This window comes from Adlercreutzia equolifaciens DSM 19450, from assembly GCF_000478885.1.
In the GTDB taxonomy this organism is placed as follows: Bacteria; Actinomycetota; Coriobacteriia; order Coriobacteriales; family Eggerthellaceae; genus Adlercreutzia; species Adlercreutzia equolifaciens.
Genome location: NC_022567.1, coordinates 1,319,986 through 1,333,979, shown reverse-complemented (window position 1 = coordinate 1,333,979; position 13,994 = coordinate 1,319,986). Strand labels below are relative to the sequence as shown.

At 64.1% G+C, this 13,994-nt stretch carries 12 protein-coding genes and 1 tRNA gene; 2 read left to right on the top strand and 11 right to left on the bottom strand.

The features are described from left to right. Positions 1-50 precede the first annotated feature (50 nt). From AEQU_RS05240 to AEQU_RS05200, 9 genes are all read right to left on the bottom strand, one after another. Positions 51-737 carry a CDP-alcohol phosphatidyltransferase family protein gene (locus AEQU_RS05240; protein ID WP_022739885.1) on the bottom strand — a complete coding sequence of 229 codons (687 nt, stop codon included), beginning with the start codon at positions 735-737 and terminating at the stop codon, positions 51-53. 132 nt (positions 738-869) lie between these two features. Further along, a complete protein-coding gene (locus AEQU_RS05235) occupies positions 870-1,235 on the bottom strand; it encodes a 4Fe-4S binding protein (RefSeq protein WP_022739884.1) in 366 nt (121 codons plus the stop codon). Between the two features lie 6 nt (positions 1,236-1,241). Further along, positions 1,242-2,330, bottom strand: coding sequence for a hydrogenase large subunit (locus tag AEQU_RS05230; RefSeq protein ID WP_022739883.1), 1,089 nt, complete (start codon positions 2,328-2,330; stop codon positions 1,242-1,244). Between the two features lies 1 nt (position 2,331). Next, positions 2,332-3,021 (bottom strand): NADH-quinone oxidoreductase subunit C, encoded by a 690-nt coding sequence (locus AEQU_RS05225; RefSeq protein WP_022739882.1) that lies wholly within the window; start codon positions 3,019-3,021, stop codon positions 2,332-2,334. A 3-nt stretch (positions 3,022-3,024) separates the two neighbouring features. After that, entirely contained in the window at positions 3,025-3,468 is a 444-nt protein-coding gene (locus tag AEQU_RS05220; RefSeq protein WP_022739881.1) for an NADH-quinone oxidoreductase subunit B family protein, read from the bottom strand. Between the two features lie 12 nt (positions 3,469-3,480). Then, the gene (locus tag AEQU_RS05215; RefSeq protein ID WP_022739880.1) at positions 3,481-4,350 is read right to left on the bottom strand and encodes a complex I subunit 1 family protein; all 870 of its coding nucleotides are present in this window, start codon (positions 4,348-4,350) and stop codon (positions 3,481-3,483) included. A 15-nt stretch (positions 4,351-4,365) separates the two neighbouring features. Continuing rightward, a complete protein-coding gene (locus tag AEQU_RS05210) occupies positions 4,366-6,300 on the bottom strand; it encodes an NADH-quinone oxidoreductase subunit 5 family protein (protein WP_022739879.1) in 1,935 nt (644 codons plus the stop codon). A 195-nt stretch (positions 6,301-6,495) separates the two neighbouring features. Continuing rightward, the gene (brnQ, locus tag AEQU_RS05205) at positions 6,496-7,842 is read right to left on the bottom strand and encodes a branched-chain amino acid transport system II carrier protein (protein ID WP_084280478.1); all 1,347 of its coding nucleotides are present in this window, start codon (positions 7,840-7,842) and stop codon (positions 6,496-6,498) included. A 161-nt stretch (positions 7,843-8,003) separates the two neighbouring features. Then, positions 8,004-8,444: a hypothetical protein gene (locus tag AEQU_RS05200; RefSeq protein WP_022739877.1), complete on the bottom strand. Its 441-nt coding sequence runs from the start codon at positions 8,442-8,444 to the stop codon at positions 8,004-8,006. A 261-nt stretch (positions 8,445-8,705) separates the two neighbouring features. On the opposite strand from AEQU_RS05200, the gene AEQU_RS05195 reads away from it, so the two are divergent. Continuing rightward, a tRNA-Pro gene (locus AEQU_RS05195) sits at positions 8,706-8,782 on the top strand. Between the two features lie 95 nt (positions 8,783-8,877). Here AEQU_RS05195 and AEQU_RS05190 read toward each other — a convergent pair. After that, a complete protein-coding gene (locus AEQU_RS05190; protein ID WP_022739876.1) occupies positions 8,878-10,365 on the bottom strand; it encodes a helix-turn-helix transcriptional regulator in 1,488 nt (495 codons plus the stop codon). Positions 10,366-10,655: 290 nt separating this feature from the next. On the opposite strand from AEQU_RS05190, the gene AEQU_RS05185 reads away from it, so the two are divergent. Next, on the top strand, positions 10,656-12,449 hold the full coding sequence (locus AEQU_RS05185) for an FAD-dependent oxidoreductase (protein WP_022739875.1): 1,794 nt from the start codon (positions 10,656-10,658) through the stop codon (positions 12,447-12,449). A gap of 121 nt (positions 12,450-12,570) precedes the next feature. On the opposite strand, the gene AEQU_RS05180 is transcribed toward AEQU_RS05185, so the two are convergent. Then, positions 12,571-13,896: a coproporphyrinogen III oxidase family protein gene (locus AEQU_RS05180; protein ID WP_022739874.1), complete on the bottom strand. Its 1,326-nt coding sequence runs from the start codon at positions 13,894-13,896 to the stop codon at positions 12,571-12,573. Positions 13,897-13,994 lie beyond the last annotated feature (98 nt).

The following is a 13,994-nucleotide window of genomic DNA, read 5'->3' as shown; positions in this document are numbered from 1 at the left end:
CCCTCGCCCGCGCACGGCGCTCCTCGCTGCTCGGACGCTCGTCGGAGGGCCTACGCGTCGCCATGGGCGCTCGAACTTTCCGAAGCGGCCTCCTTGCGGCGTCTCAGCTCGGCGGCCAAGGCGCGCGCCGCCGCCACGGTGTAGTAGATAGTGACGCCAAGAGACAGGATGAGCCCCACGTAGATGAACCAGATGCCCCAGGAGACGGCCTCGCCGTTGAACCCGGGCAACCAGGAGATGTCGCACCAGCCCAAACCGGGGATGAGCGGCGCGTTCAAGAGAAGCCCGGCAAAGCCGATGAACAGAAACGTCGTGGCGAACTTCCCCGGATAGATGACGGGCACGCGGATGCGGTAGCGCGACAAGAGCCACGCGCCACCGATGAGCAGGTAGGCGTCGCGCAGCACCACGACGACGATGACCCACAGGGGAATGCGGCCGACGAGGAACACGCCGAGGACGCCGGTGATCATGAGGATGCGATCCACCGCCGGATCGAGGATCTGCCCCAGCTTCGATACCGTGTGGGTGCGCCGGGCCAGCTGTCCGTCGATGAAGTCGCTGGCGGCAGCAGCGGCAAAGACAAGCGTGGCAGCCAAGTTGAAGCCGGACAGCAGAAGCCACAGGTACACAGGCACGAGGCACAGGCGCACGAAGGAGACGACGTTGGCCGCCGTGAAGATCTCGCTTGTCACCTGCTCGGGGATCCCTTCCCCATCTCGCTGCCCTTCGGCCATGAGGCGTCCTGCTCCTTCCCTACAAAAACCGGACCCTCGTCGAGGGTCCGGCGCACGTGCCGATAACGGCATATTTTAGCAGAGCGGCAAGCCCTTCTCAGACTCACCACGAAACTTAACGAGCGGTTAAGCTTACGATTCCGTCACCGCCGCCTTGGGGTCGGGGACGTGCACCACGCGGCAGGATTTTGCCGTGGCGATGGGCGTGTAGGCGGGATCCATGGTCAGGCAGTGCTTGGGGCAGACGCGCACGCAGGTGCCGCACTGCACGCAACGGAACGGATCGATGGCCCAGGTGCGCTCCTTCTTCTCCACCGCGATGGCGTCGGCCGGGCAGCTCTTGGCGCAGATGCCGCACAGGATGCACGCGCTCGCGTCGTTTTCGATATGGCCCTTGAGCCCCGCCGGGGCCGGTTTCTGCTCGAAGGGGTACAGCACGGTCTCGGGCTTCTTGAACAGAGAGCCGAAGGTCATGCCGCCCAGTTTGAAGCTTCCCATGCTCGCCTACCTTTCCGTGCAGCTGATGCAGGGGTCGATGGTCAGGATGATCATATTGACGTCGGCCAAGTCGCACCCTTTCAGGGCCACGGTCATGCCGGCGAGGTTCTGCGAGGTGGGCGTGCGCATGCGCATGCGCTCCAGGTTCTTCGACCCATTGCCGCGCGCGTAGTAGTAGCACTCGCCGCGGGGCTGCTCCAGCACGTTGGATGCCTGGGCGCCGTCGGCCGGCGCGCCCTTCACCGCCACCTCGATGTCGCCGGCAGGGATCTTCGCGCCGAGCTCCTTGATGATCTCGATGGACTGCAGCACCTCCAAACAGCGCACCTTCACGCGGGCGTAGCAGTCGCCCTCGGTGGCCGTGATGGGTGCGAAGTCCGCCAGATCGCCGTAGGCGCCGCGCCCGAAGGAGCGCACGTCGTAGGGCAGGTTGGAAGCGCGGGCGAAAGGACCCACCATGGAAAGCGCCGCCGCATCCTCGGTGGTGATGTGGCCCACGCCCACGGTGCGGTTTTTCACCGACGTATCGGTGAGCAGCGTGTTCATGATCTGCGTGTACTCGTCCTTGATACCGTCGAGCACCGAGACGATCTCGGCCATCTGGTTCGCGTCGATGTCGCGCACGACGCCGCCCACCTTCACGACGGACAGGATGACCCGTCCCCCGGTGGTCTTCTCGAACAGGTCGAGCACGCGCTCGCGCAAACGCCAGCAGTGCATGAACATCGACTCGAAGCCGAAGGCGTCGGCGGCAAGGCCCAGCCACAATAGGTGCGAGTGGATACGGGACAGCTCGTGCCAGATGACGCGCAGATACTCGGCGCGCTTGGGCACCTCCACGCCCATGAGGGACTCGACGGTCTCGGCGTAGCCGAGGGAGTGCCCCATGGCGCAGATGCCGCAGATGCGCTCGGCGATGTAGATGAACTGGTTGTAGTCGCGGGTCTCCACGAGCTTCTCCAGGCCGCGGTGCACGAACCCGATCTGCGGAAGCACGTCCACGACGGTCTCGTCCTGCACCACCAGATCGAGGTGCAGAGGCTCCGGGAGCACCGGGTGCTGGGGCCCGAAGGGAATGACAGTTGCCTTGCTCATGCTATTCTCCCTTCCCTTCTGCGGCCTTTCGGGCCTTGGCTTCCATGGCGGCGCGCACCTTCGCGGCCTTCTCCGGATCCAGGCCCGCTATCTTGGCCTCGATCTCCTCTTCCGTGGGGCCAGCCGGCGCCGGGGCGGCAGCCGCGGCCTTCTTGGCCTTGGCCTCCATGGCCGCCCTCACTTTCGCGGCCTTCTCCGGGTCGAGCCCGGCGATCTTGGCCTGGATCTCCTCCTCGGTGGGGCCGGCCGGCGCCTCGGTCGGTGCGGCCTCCTTCGCCTCCTTGGCGGCCTTGGCCGCGGCGATCTTCTTCGCCTTCTCGCGCGCCGCCAACTGCTCGGGGCTCACGACGGTCATGGGGGCCTTCTCCGCCAGCTGGTAGAACATGCCGCCGAAGTCGATGGCGATGTCGCTGATGGCCACGTCGAACAGGTCGTGGATCTCGTTCTCGCAGACGAAGGCCTCCAGGTACAGATCAGTGATGGAGGGCACCACGTCGGTCTTCTTCACGCCGCTCACGTTGAAGTTGGCGAGATGCCCGTCCTTCATGTAGGAGTAGACGAGATCGATGCCCTCCTCGGTGTTCACCGCGAGGATCTGCACGTAGCGCCAGCCCTCGGCATGGCGCGCGGCCGCCAAGTCGTGCACGCCGGCCAGCGGCAGCTCCTCGAAGGTCTGCTCAAAGGTCGTCATTTCTCACGCTCCCTTCTTGGCAGCGGCCAGGGCCGCCGACTTCTCGTCGAGCTTCGCCACGCCGGCCACCACGGCGTCGATGATCTGCTCCGGGCGCACGGCGCAACCCGGGGCGTACACATCGACGGGGATGGCCTTGTCCACGCCGCCGATGACGTTGTAGCAGTCGTGGAAGACCCCGCCAGTGCAGGCGCAGATGCCGCAGGCCACGACTACCTTGGGCTCGAGCATCTGGTCGTAGATCTCGCGGACGACGCCGATGTTCTGCTCGTTCACGCTGCCGGTAACGAGGAAGATGTCGGCGTGCTTGGGATTGCCCGTGTTCACCACGCCGAACCGCTCGCCGTCGAAGCCGGGGCACAGCGTGGCCAGGACCTCGATGTCGCAGCCGTTGCAGCTGGAGCCGTCGTAGTGGATGACCCAGGGCGATTTCGATGCGAATGCCATGTGCCTACCTCCTTACAGAAACGCGAGGAACGCGACGTTCACACCGCCGGCGACAAGGGCCACGAGCCACGCCGACTTGAACATGAACTGCCACTTCACGCGCGCGAAGTTGTTGTCGATCCAGATCTCCAGGAAGTACACCAGAAGCACGATGACGATGGCGACCAGAATGGAGACGGGGTTCGCCCACAGGAAGAACATGCCGATCCAGCCGAGGAACAGCACGTTCTCGCACCAGTGCATGATCTCCACCATGCCGAGCACAGATCCGCTCATCTCGGTGGTCATGCCGCGCACGATCTCCTGATGGGCGTGATGCGACATGGACAGGTCGAAGGGCGACTTGCGCAGCTTGATGGTGAGGATGAAGAGCACGCCCAGGAACACGAGCCAGATGGTGCAGATGATCGGGTGGTCGAGCTGGAGCACCTCGGCCACGTCGAAGGAGCCCGAGGCCTGGAAGAAGGCCACGGCCATGAGCAGCACCATGGGCTCGTAGCTCATCACCTGCAGCGTCTCGCGGGCCGCGCCGATCTCGGCGTAGGGGCTGCGCGTGGAATAGGCGGCCATGATGAAGAACAGGCTCGACAGCGTGATGACGAACACGCACAGAAGCAGGTTGCCGCCGGAGTAGAAGATGCCGCCGGCGATGAGCGCGAACAGCAGCGCGCAGGCCACGTAGACGCCCTCGACAGAATTCACGGAGACGCGCTCCTTCTCGAAGAGCTTGCGCACGTCGTAGTAGGGCTGCAGAAGCGGCGGCCCCACGCGGCCCTGCATGCGAGCCGAGATGATGCGGTCCAAACCGGCCAGGAGGCACCCGACGACGGGGCCCGCCACGGCGAACAGGAGGGTGCCGATGAGTGTCGTAAGCAAAGTCATGAGATCACGCCCTTCCTAAAAGCCCATCGGGCCCGCGACGATGGCGATCACGAACGCGGCGACCATGATGAGCGTGTTGAACGCCACGCCGACCGGGGCGATGCGCGCCTCGCCGAACACGGATTCCATGTACCAGTTGCGCGTCGTGGCCTCAGTGGTGCCCGACAGCGAGTTCTGGAAGGCGCGGGAGTCGTTGTCGCGGCTGATACCGGCCAGATAGACGTTCGCCCGACGCGACTTCTGCTTCGATCCGAGGCCGGCGAACAGCACGGCCACTACGATAACGGTGCAGATGGAGGCGAGCCACAGGTTGTCCGTGGCGATATCCTGGCCGAGCATGCCGTAGACGCTGGCCACGTAGGGCTCGACGAGCGTCGAGGAGATGAGCGGCAGGAACACGCAGGCCAGCACGAGCAGGCAGGCCATAAGGAGCAGCGCCGCCCATTCCGTCGGCTTCACCGTGACCTCCACGTTCTCCGGCTCGCCGGCGATGCCGGAGAGCTTGCCGAGCCATTTGGCCCAGAACATGAACGTGGCGGCGCTGCCGAAGGCCAAGATGATGATGAGGGCGACCTGGCGGGTGTCCACGAAAGACACGAGCGTGGCCCACTTGGCGAGCAGCATGCCGAAGGGCGCGATGAACATGCACATGATGCCGAGCATCATGAAGCGGGCCAGGCGCGGCATGCGGTCGAACAGAAGATCCATGGACTCGATGTCGCGGCTGCCGATATGGTGCTCGGCGGTGCCGACGCACAGGAACAGAAGCGACTTCGCGATGGCATGGAACAGGATGAGGAAGCACGCGGCCCATACCGCCTCGGCGGTGCCCACGCCGGCGCAGGCCGTGATGAGGCCCAAGTTGGCAATGGTGGAATAGGCCAGCACGCGCTTAGCGTTGGACTGCGAGATGGCCATGAACGAGCACAGCGCGAAGGTGATACCGCCCACGAGCATGACCATGACCGCCGGTGCCGGCGACACGTGGAACACGGGCGCCAGCTTCACCAGCAGAAAGACGCCGGCCTTCACCATGGTGGAGGAGTGCAAAAGCGCCGAAGTGGGCGTCGGGGCCACCATAGCGCCCAGAAGCCAGGTCTGGAACGGCATCTGCGCCGCCTTGGTAATGCCCGCGAAGGCCAGCGCGGTGACGGCCAAGGTGGTCAGGGCCGGATTGTTCTGGCCGATGACGAGGAACTCGTAGAACGAGAAGGTGCCCACGGTAAGGGCGCAGCACCACAGCGCCACGAGGAACCCGAGGCCGCCGGCCAGGTTCATGATGATCTGGCGGAAGGCGTTGGCGATGGCCTCCTCGGTGCGGGTGTAGCCGATGAGGAGGAAGGAGCAGAGGGTCGTCACTTCCCAGCCGGTGAACATCCACTCCATGTTGTTCGAGAACACGATGACGTACATGGCGGAGAGGAACACGAACATCAGCGCGAAGAACATCGGGCGACGATCAGGCGCCCCTTCCGGCTCGTGGGCCTGGAAATCCTCCATGTAGCCCAAGGCGTAGATGCAGATGCCGCTTCCCACCACGCCGATGATGAAGGTCATCAGCAGCGAGAGCGAGTCGAAGTACAGGCCGTAGGGCACCTCGATGCCGTGGGAGAACATGAACTCCAGGATGAGCGTACCGACTACCTGCACGCCCGCGAGCACGGCGGCCCACAGGTTCTTGTAGCGCACGGCGAACCACACGATGACCGCCGCGATGGCCACGGAGATGCCCGTGCAGATGAAGTCGATGGCCATGCTCTCGAACGCGAAGAGCGTGCAGCTCGCCCCCAGATTCATGACCACGAGCACGACCGACGCCAGCGCGATGACAACGCCCGACACGCAGACGATGACGCGGCGCGGCCCCTCCTGCCGCACGAATAAGAGCGCGGCGGCCACAATGAGGGGGAACACGATGAGGAAGCCGATCAGTCCGAAACTGAACTCCATTCAGGATCCTCCTAACCTAATATACCGGCCTCTCCGCAGCCTCATAATTTTCTGCGATTAGGCGAGATCCCTCGGATCCTGTTCCCTACCATAGCAAAGGAGGCGCAGGTAATCGCGCCCCCATCCCCCGACTCATGAGCAATACTCGGTAAAAGGGTCATCGTAATTGTGCAGTTGATCAATTTCCGCTAAGCCTCATCCGCTCGCGGCTGAATCGAACCGTCGGCCCAGAAGGGCGCCGGCCACGCCGCCGATCAGCGACGGCAAGAGCCACGCGAAACCGTAGGCGTACAGCGGAGCGGCCTCGACGAACGCGAAGGCACCGGTGAGATCGTGCACGGTAAGCACGAGACTTGCGGCCACCGCACCCAAAGCCGCGCCCTTGAACACCCAGGTGCCGCGCAGGTGCTTGCGGAACAGCAAGAGCACCACCGTCGTCATGAACGGCGGGCAGACCACAGACAGGATCGGGCTCGCCAGAGCGATGATGTTCGTAAGGCCGAGATTGCAGATGAGCAGCGCCGCCACGACGACGACGACGAGGGCTGTCCGGTAACTCACCCGCCGCATGGTGATGCGCTCGACGTAGTCGGCCGTAGCGCCGCACAGCCCGATGGCCGTGGTAAGGCAGGCCAGGCCCACGACAATGCCCAGCACTGCCACACCGGCCTCCCCCATGAGCTTCCACACGATCATGGTGATGAGCTCGGCCTGGCTGACCGTGTGCGGCACGACGCTGGCGGAGGTGGCACCCAAGTAAGTAAGGCCACCGTATATGACGGCGAGCAGCACGCAGGCCACGAGACTCGCCCGGGCCGTGACGCGCATCTGGTCGCGCTTCTCGCCGTAGCCGGCGGCCCGCACCGACTCCTGCACGAGGATGGAGAACCCGACGACCGCGAGGATGTCCATGGTCTGGTAGCCCGCGAGCACCCCGTCGGCAACGACGGTGTCCGTCTCGGGAGCGCCCACCGGGCCCAGCGGATTCACGATGCCGACGATGACCATGACCACGATGCCGGCCACCAGAAGCGGCGTGAGCACCTTGCCCACCACATCGATGATGCGCGTGGGCTTAAGCGTCAGCAAGAGCACCACAGCGAAGAACGCAACGGAAAACGGCAAGAGCCCGATGGCATCGCCGAACCAGGGCGCGATGGCCATCTCGAAGGTGGTGGCGGCGCAGCGCGGCGGGGCGATGAGCATGCCCACGCACAGGATGGCGGCGGTGTTCAGCGCCAGACCGGCCTTCTTGCCCAGGGCGTTTTGGATGGAGAGGATGGAGCCGCCCGCGTTGTTGATGGCGAACACGCCCACGCAGGAGACCACCACGTCGAAGAACACGAAGCACGCTAGGCCGAGCGGCCACAGCTCGCCCGACTCCATGCCGAGGTACGGCGGGAAGATGAGATTGCCGGCGCCGAAGAACATGGCGAACAGCGCCAAGCCGACGACAAGCGCGTCTTTGTTCACGGGCACCTCCCCTCTCTCGTCGTCGACACAGACGTTTTCGCATCTATTGTCGATGAATGGAGGGGTCATGATGACGCATCGGCAGCGCAGTTACCCGCCCAATGCCGAAGCGGCACGAAATCGTCACGGACGATGGAAAGTGCCTGGATTTTTCCCGGAACGCGCCTCTGGGCAACCGTGAGCCGAGGCAACGAAAAGCCGCGCCGATCCGAGATCGCGCAGCAGCAGGGCTATCGGATGGCGTCTCGGGCCGTCTCGCTGAGCGCGATAACGAGGGCGCCGTCCTTGGCGTCCTCAAGCAACGCCGGCATGTCCAGCTCGCCGAAGAAGGCCGCGCGCTTATCGTCGGCGTCCTCCCCCTCGCCGTCGGCCAGCACGAGGACGTCGGCGCCGGCGATGAGCTGGGCCGCGACGTCGGCCGTCTCGCGCTGGAGCACGCGCAGCTCCCCCACCGGCAGATCGGCCTTCACCAGCGCCGTGGCCAGATCCATGGCGAGGTTCTCGGTGTACGTGTCGTTCTCCGGCTCTGCGGCGATCATGAGCAGCCGCGGGTTCTCGGGCCACTGGTCGCGCACGGCCTCGGCCAGTCCCGACCCCTCCCGCAGCGTGGCGAACCGGTACATCCCGCGAATCTCGTAGTCCATCGGCTCCGACGCGACGATAACTTCCATGGTGACCTCCTCGTTGCGCCGTAGCTCAAACGGCAGCATCAAAACCAGTTTGCAAATAGCCTACCATTTCGAACACGCTGAGATCATCGAGTATTTCTATTGCATTATTGACCTCCGATATAATTGCGAAAGGTAGTTAGGGACGGGAAACATCAGAGCTCTTCCAACCAGCCAAAGACCGTTCGGAAAAAATCTCTTGCAATGATGCAACGGTCGGGTTATCATAGCAAAGCTGCTTGAGCGGAAGCTCAAAAGTACCAACGGGTTGTGGCGCAGTTTGGTAGCGCACTTGACTGGGGGTCAAGGGGCCGCAGGTTCAAATCCTGTCAACCCGACCAGAATTCGAAAGCCGGACATCATGTCCGGCTTTTTTGTTTCTTTGGAAGCGTATCGGGACTATGGAGCAAAATGGGGAGCAGAAGTCTTCGAAGCCCTAATCCCCCGCCTGGTTCACCAGGTCGATTAGCTCGCTGCGGGTATGAATGCCGAGCTTTTGGTAGATGCGCTTCACGTGGGACTTCACGGTGTTCTCGGAAACGAACAGACGCTCGCTTATAGCGGGCATCGTGTAGCCCTGGGCGAGCAGAAGAAAGATATCGCTCTCCCGCGGCGTGAAGCCGTAACGCTCGGCCAGCACGGCACACCGTTGACAGAGAGCCTCCTCTGGCGTGACAGGCAAGTCCGCACCCTCTTCCGCCATCGCGGCACCTGGTGCACCCGAACGATTGCGGAACAGGACGATGGCGGCCAGAAGCAGCAGGTACACCGACACGAGGGCAATGGCCGTCAGCGCAAGGTCGCCCTGGCGCAGCGTCTCGGCGTTGACCCACCCCACCAGCGTTCCGGCAAGCTGGGCGGCGCTGGTCGCTAGAAAGGCCACGGAGAACAAGAGGATCGGAGAGGTGCGCGTGCGATGGGCGGCATCGGCGAGCATGCACCACAGGATAATCCCCGCCACCATCGCGCCCACCTGAACGAAGGCGTTCACGATGCCTCCCGCCGCGTTCCAAATGAGCGGCAGCAGCAGAAAGCCTGCGGCCGAAACGGGAAGCGCCACCGAGTAGACACGGGTGAGGTTGGGCAGCTTGCGCACGACGAGCGCCGGCACGAGCAGACAGGCGATGGCCGCCGCACTCGCCCAGAGCGATGTCTGCTGGAACGTTCCCAGGGATATGTCCTGCAAGCCGGAAATCTGCAGCATGAGGCCGCCCATGAAGCAGAGGATCGTCGTGCCAAGGATCGGATGCCACAGATCGCGGAAGAGCGCCCTCGCCACAGTGGGATCGAGCGTCCACCCGCCGTCCTCCTCGCCCCGCAGGACAAGGGAGCGCTGCGCAGCGAGGGCCGATGCGAGGAAGAGCGCCGCGGCCAAGGGAAGCACGACAGGACCGGGAAGCAGCGTGGCGACAAAGTAGAGCACGAGGCTCGCACCGTTGCACAGCGTCACGTACAAATACACTTGACGCAGATCGAGCGTGGCGGAGAACCGCGCCCAGAGGAACGTCACGAGCACATCGCCGCATCCCAGCAAAGCCCCGGACACTCCCAGCCACACCGTGATCTTGGAAGCCTCTACGGCATCGGCGAGGCTCGCGACCATGGCGAGCACGAGCATACCGCCCAGCAAAAACGCAATGGCGGCGACGAGAAGTGTCCATTCGAACGGCCGCGGAGCGGCCAGGCGCCCCTTCGTTCCGAGGCGCCAGACCACGCCAACGCACAGAGCGCAGACCCCGATGCGCGCCGCCATGGCGCTGGCCGAGAAAACGACGTTGCCGTCATGACCGATTGCCAAAGAGACGGACGTGAGCGTGGCGGAATGAAAGGCCATGAAACTGAATACGAGGTAGAGGGCATAGCCGCCGAAAAAGACGGCGCCTCGGCCCTTCAAACTGCTCAGTATGTTTCTTACGTGATCCATAGATCCCTCCCCACCCCAGTATAGGGTAAGTGCGCCCGGCTTTCACGGAAATTGCCGGGGCAGTCGAAAAGCCGCAGATATCTCTTTTTTCAGAAGTCGCAAGCAGTCGCCACGTTTCACCTGGGAAAACTCAGGCTTCACCCGATTCAGGTGAAGCGGCGGCAAGACCGCATCCCGAGATTTCACCACCGATCTGGTGAAGATTTCCCCGCCCAATGACCGTAAAGTCGCCCTCGTCAAAGGCGACGCGAGAAGATGCGATCGCCATCCGTTCCCAAGGGAGGGATACCATGGAGAAGAAATTCAGCCGCCGTCAGTTCCTCGGTCTGGGCGCCACCGCCGCCGTGGCCGCGGGAGCCGCCGGCCTCGCCGGCTGCGCGCCGGCCGCCCCCGCCGAGAGCGAGCCTATGGCTGCGACCGGCACCGATGCGCCGACCCCTGCGGCCAGCACCGCCCCGGGCGAGTTCGTGCCCAACTTCATGGTCGCGCCCGAGGTTCCCGCCGAGGTGGCCGAGACCCTCGAGGCCGACGTGCTCGTCATCGGACTGGGCCTGTCCGGCTGCGCTGCCGCCAAGGCTGCGGCCGAGCAGGGTGCCAAGGTCATCGCCGTCGAGAAGTCCCCGGAGCTAGCCGCCGTCTCCATGGCCGGCGACTTCGGCGTCATCGGCTCGAAGATCCAGAAGGATCTCGGCATCGAGTGGGCCGGCAAGGACGTCATCGTCAACCAGCTCATGAAGGACATGTGCTACCGCCCCACGCCCGACTTCCTCGGCTACTGGTACGATCACTCCGGCGAGGACTTCGACTGGTTCGTCGAGGGCGCCGACTTCGAGGTGCTGAAGAGCACCGCCGCCAATCAGGAGACCGACAAGCCCTGCTACATCCGTCCGAAGTGCTTCCCGCCGCTTGAGGGCTACGACTACAAGACCGAGTACTACCCCTACTTCCACGGCACTATCACCACCAACCCCAACATGCAGTGGACGCTGGAGGCCGCCGTGGCCGCCGCCGAGTCCATGGGCGCGCAGATGATCTACGGCACCTGGGGCGAGCAGCTAATCGTGGACGACGCCGGCCGCGTGACGGGCGCCTACGTGCACGACGCCGATGGCGCCTACACGCAGATCAACGCCAAAGCCGTGGTGCTCGCCACCGGCGACTGGGGCAACAACCAGGACATGCGCGACTACTTCGTGCCTTGGGCCAACGAGTTCATGAGCTTCTACACCACCATGGACGCCGCCGGCAATGTCGGCAACACCGGCGACGGGCACCTCATGGGGCTTTGGGCCGGCGCGCACATGGAGCTCGGGCCTCACGCGCCGATGACCCACCACATGGGCGGCCCCCTCGGCGTCGACGGCTACCTGCAGCTCAACATCAACGGCGAGCGCTTCATGAACGAGGACATCCCGGGTCAGAACATCGCCGACCAACTCTCCCGCGTGCCCGCCGGCCCGAACCCGGCAAGCGGCGCGAACGACCTGCGCTCCTGGCAGATCTTCGATAGCAAGTGGCCCACCGAGATCGACAAGATGCCCGACGGCCACGGTTATGTGAACCACTTCATCCCCGCCGAGGAGGTCGCGAACTACGGCACTGTGCTCGCAGGCTTCGGCTTGGGCTACACCACCCAGGAGATGGTCGAGGGCACCGAGGGCCTCGTCGTGGCGAACACGCTGGACGAGCTGGCCGAGAAGTGCAACCTTCCCGTCGACGCGGTGAAGGCCTCTATCGAGCGCTACAACGAGATGTGCGCCGCCGGCCACGATGCCGACTTCGGCAAGGACCCGCGCCGCCTGTTCCCCGTCAGCGAACCGCCCTTCTACGCCTATCCGTTCGGCAGCGCGGGCATGCTCGTGCTCATGGGCGGCCTTGAGGTGAACAAGAAGCTGCAGCCCCTGAACGCCGAGGGCGCCCCCATCGAGGGCCTTTACGCCACCGGCAACGTCCAGGGCGGCCGCTACCTCGTGGAGTACCCCGTGACCGTGGCCGGCATCTCCCTGGGCACCGCCCTCACCTTCGGTCGCTTGGCCGGCATGAACGCCGCCGGCGCCGACATCGAGGCAACGACCCAGGCCTAGCCCAACTGCCTCCCCTCCCAACGAGAAGGCTCCCATGACGGGAGCCTTCTCTTGCTTTGCGGAACCGTTGCCTTTGGAAGCGGTCTGCTCGAACGGTCGAAGACGTCTTCGGTGCGCTGCGCTATTTCTCGGTGCCGTCGCCGAACAGGAGGTCGCGCTCGTCGCCGGGGAGCTTGGCGCGGGCCTGTTCGCGCAGGTTGTTCAGGCCGGCGAGATACTGACGGTACAGCACCACCGTGAGGTAGCGGCCCGCCGGCGTGAGCGTCAGCTCGTCAGCGTCGTCGGTGGCAAACGCCCCGTTGGCGCGCATGAAGGCCATCTCCACGGGCAGCCCGCGCTCCACCGACACGCCGAAGTCGCGCTCGAACTCGTGCTTGTCGAAGCGCAGGCTGTACAGCTGCAGGAGGAACTTGTAGCGCATGAGGTCGCGTCGGGGCAGGTCGGTCTTGCCGAGTAGTGGCGTGACGCCGGCGCGCACCAACTCGCCGTATTCTTCCAAATTGAACGTGTTCACGAACAAATTGTCGCCCAAGTGCGTAATGGAGCCGCTTCCGATGCCCACGCACTCCTCGTAAGACACGGCGTACTCGTCCACTTCCAAATGCTGCTTGCGCTTAAGGTTCTCGTCGAGCCGGTTGAAGGTCCACAAAGTACGGCGCTCGAAGAAGGGCGCATCACCCCCCGCGAGGATCTCGTCCAAGATATGATAGAAGCGCCGTTCCTTGTCGTAGTCCATCCTCCCCAGCACCTGCTCCATTTTGCGCGTGGTGGCGTGGGACTGGTACAAAGGCGAGAACGTCGTCTGATGGCAGCCGCACAGCGCGATCTTCTCACAGTCGGAGAGGAGGATGTCCTCGGTCTGCGTGGGGAAGTTGAAGATCATGTCCACGTTGAGCGATTCGAAATAGGGAGCCGCCTCGCCGATGCGCTCGAAGATCTCCTCCCCGCTTCCGTACTTCTCGTAGCGGTCCATCTGGCGCAGAAGCCCGTCGTCGAAGGACTGCACGCCCACGGAGAGGCGCTGGATGCGGCCGTGCAGCTTGTCAAGGTACTCCGGGATGAGGTGGTTCGGATTCGTCTCCGAGTTCACCTCCTTCACATGGAAGAGGTCGCGGGCCAGATCGATGGTCTCGCACAGCTCGTCGATGTCCACCGTCGGCGTGCCGCCGCCGACGTACACGCTCTCGAAGTCGTAGCCCTGCGCGGCCAGCATCCGCATCTCCTGGCACAGGGCCTGGAAATAGTCGCGGGCCCGCTGCTCGCGATAGGGGAAGCGGTTGAAGGAGCAATAGGGGCACAGCCGCTCGCAGAAGGGAACGTGCACGTAAAGCGTGTAGGGGCGGCCGGGCACCGGGTCGGGAAGCGCGCCCTCGGGCACGGGATGCAAGGTCAGGGTCTTGTCGGTCATGGCGCGGACGACGGTAGTGAGCATGCGCTCCGAGAGCATCGATACCTCCTGGGTCTATTCAAGCGTAAGGAGGATTTTAGCACTCCCTTTGGGACAATAACCGACCTTTGCCCTAAGGGTATGCGGAACGCACAAAC

Excerpts from the sequence above, each read along its gene's own strand:
- AEQU_RS05240 (WP_022739885.1), bottom strand. The coding sequence starts at position 737 with ATGGCCGAAGGGCAGCGAGATGGGGAAGGGATCCCCGAGCAGGTGACA.
- AEQU_RS05235 (WP_022739884.1), bottom strand. The coding sequence starts at position 1,235 with ATGGGAAGCTTCAAACTGGGCGGCATGACCTTCGGCTCTCTGTTCAAG.
- AEQU_RS05230 (WP_022739883.1), bottom strand. The coding sequence starts at position 2,330 with ATGAGCAAGGCAACTGTCATTCCCTTCGGGCCCCAGCACCCGGTGCTC.
- AEQU_RS05225 (WP_022739882.1), bottom strand. The coding sequence starts at position 3,021 with ATGACGACCTTTGAGCAGACCTTCGAGGAGCTGCCGCTGGCCGGCGTG.
- AEQU_RS05220 (WP_022739881.1), bottom strand. The coding sequence starts at position 3,468 with ATGGCATTCGCATCGAAATCGCCCTGGGTCATCCACTACGACGGCTCC.
- AEQU_RS05215 (WP_022739880.1), bottom strand. The coding sequence starts at position 4,350 with ATGACTTTGCTTACGACACTCATCGGCACCCTCCTGTTCGCCGTGGCG.
- AEQU_RS05210 (WP_022739879.1), bottom strand. The coding sequence starts at position 6,300 with ATGGAGTTCAGTTTCGGACTGATCGGCTTCCTCATCGTGTTCCCCCTC.
- brnQ (WP_084280478.1), bottom strand. The coding sequence starts at position 7,842 with ATGACCCCTCCATTCATCGACAATAGATGCGAAAACGTCTGTGTCGAC.
- AEQU_RS05200 (WP_022739877.1), bottom strand. The coding sequence starts at position 8,444 with ATGGAAGTTATCGTCGCGTCGGAGCCGATGGACTACGAGATTCGCGGG.
- AEQU_RS05190 (WP_022739876.1), bottom strand. The coding sequence starts at position 10,365 with ATGGATCACGTAAGAAACATACTGAGCAGTTTGAAGGGCCGAGGCGCC.
- AEQU_RS05185 (WP_022739875.1), top strand. The coding sequence starts at position 10,656 with ATGGAGAAGAAATTCAGCCGCCGTCAGTTCCTCGGTCTGGGCGCCACC.
- AEQU_RS05180 (WP_022739874.1), bottom strand. The coding sequence starts at position 13,896 with ATGCTCTCGGAGCGCATGCTCACTACCGTCGTCCGCGCCATGACCGAC.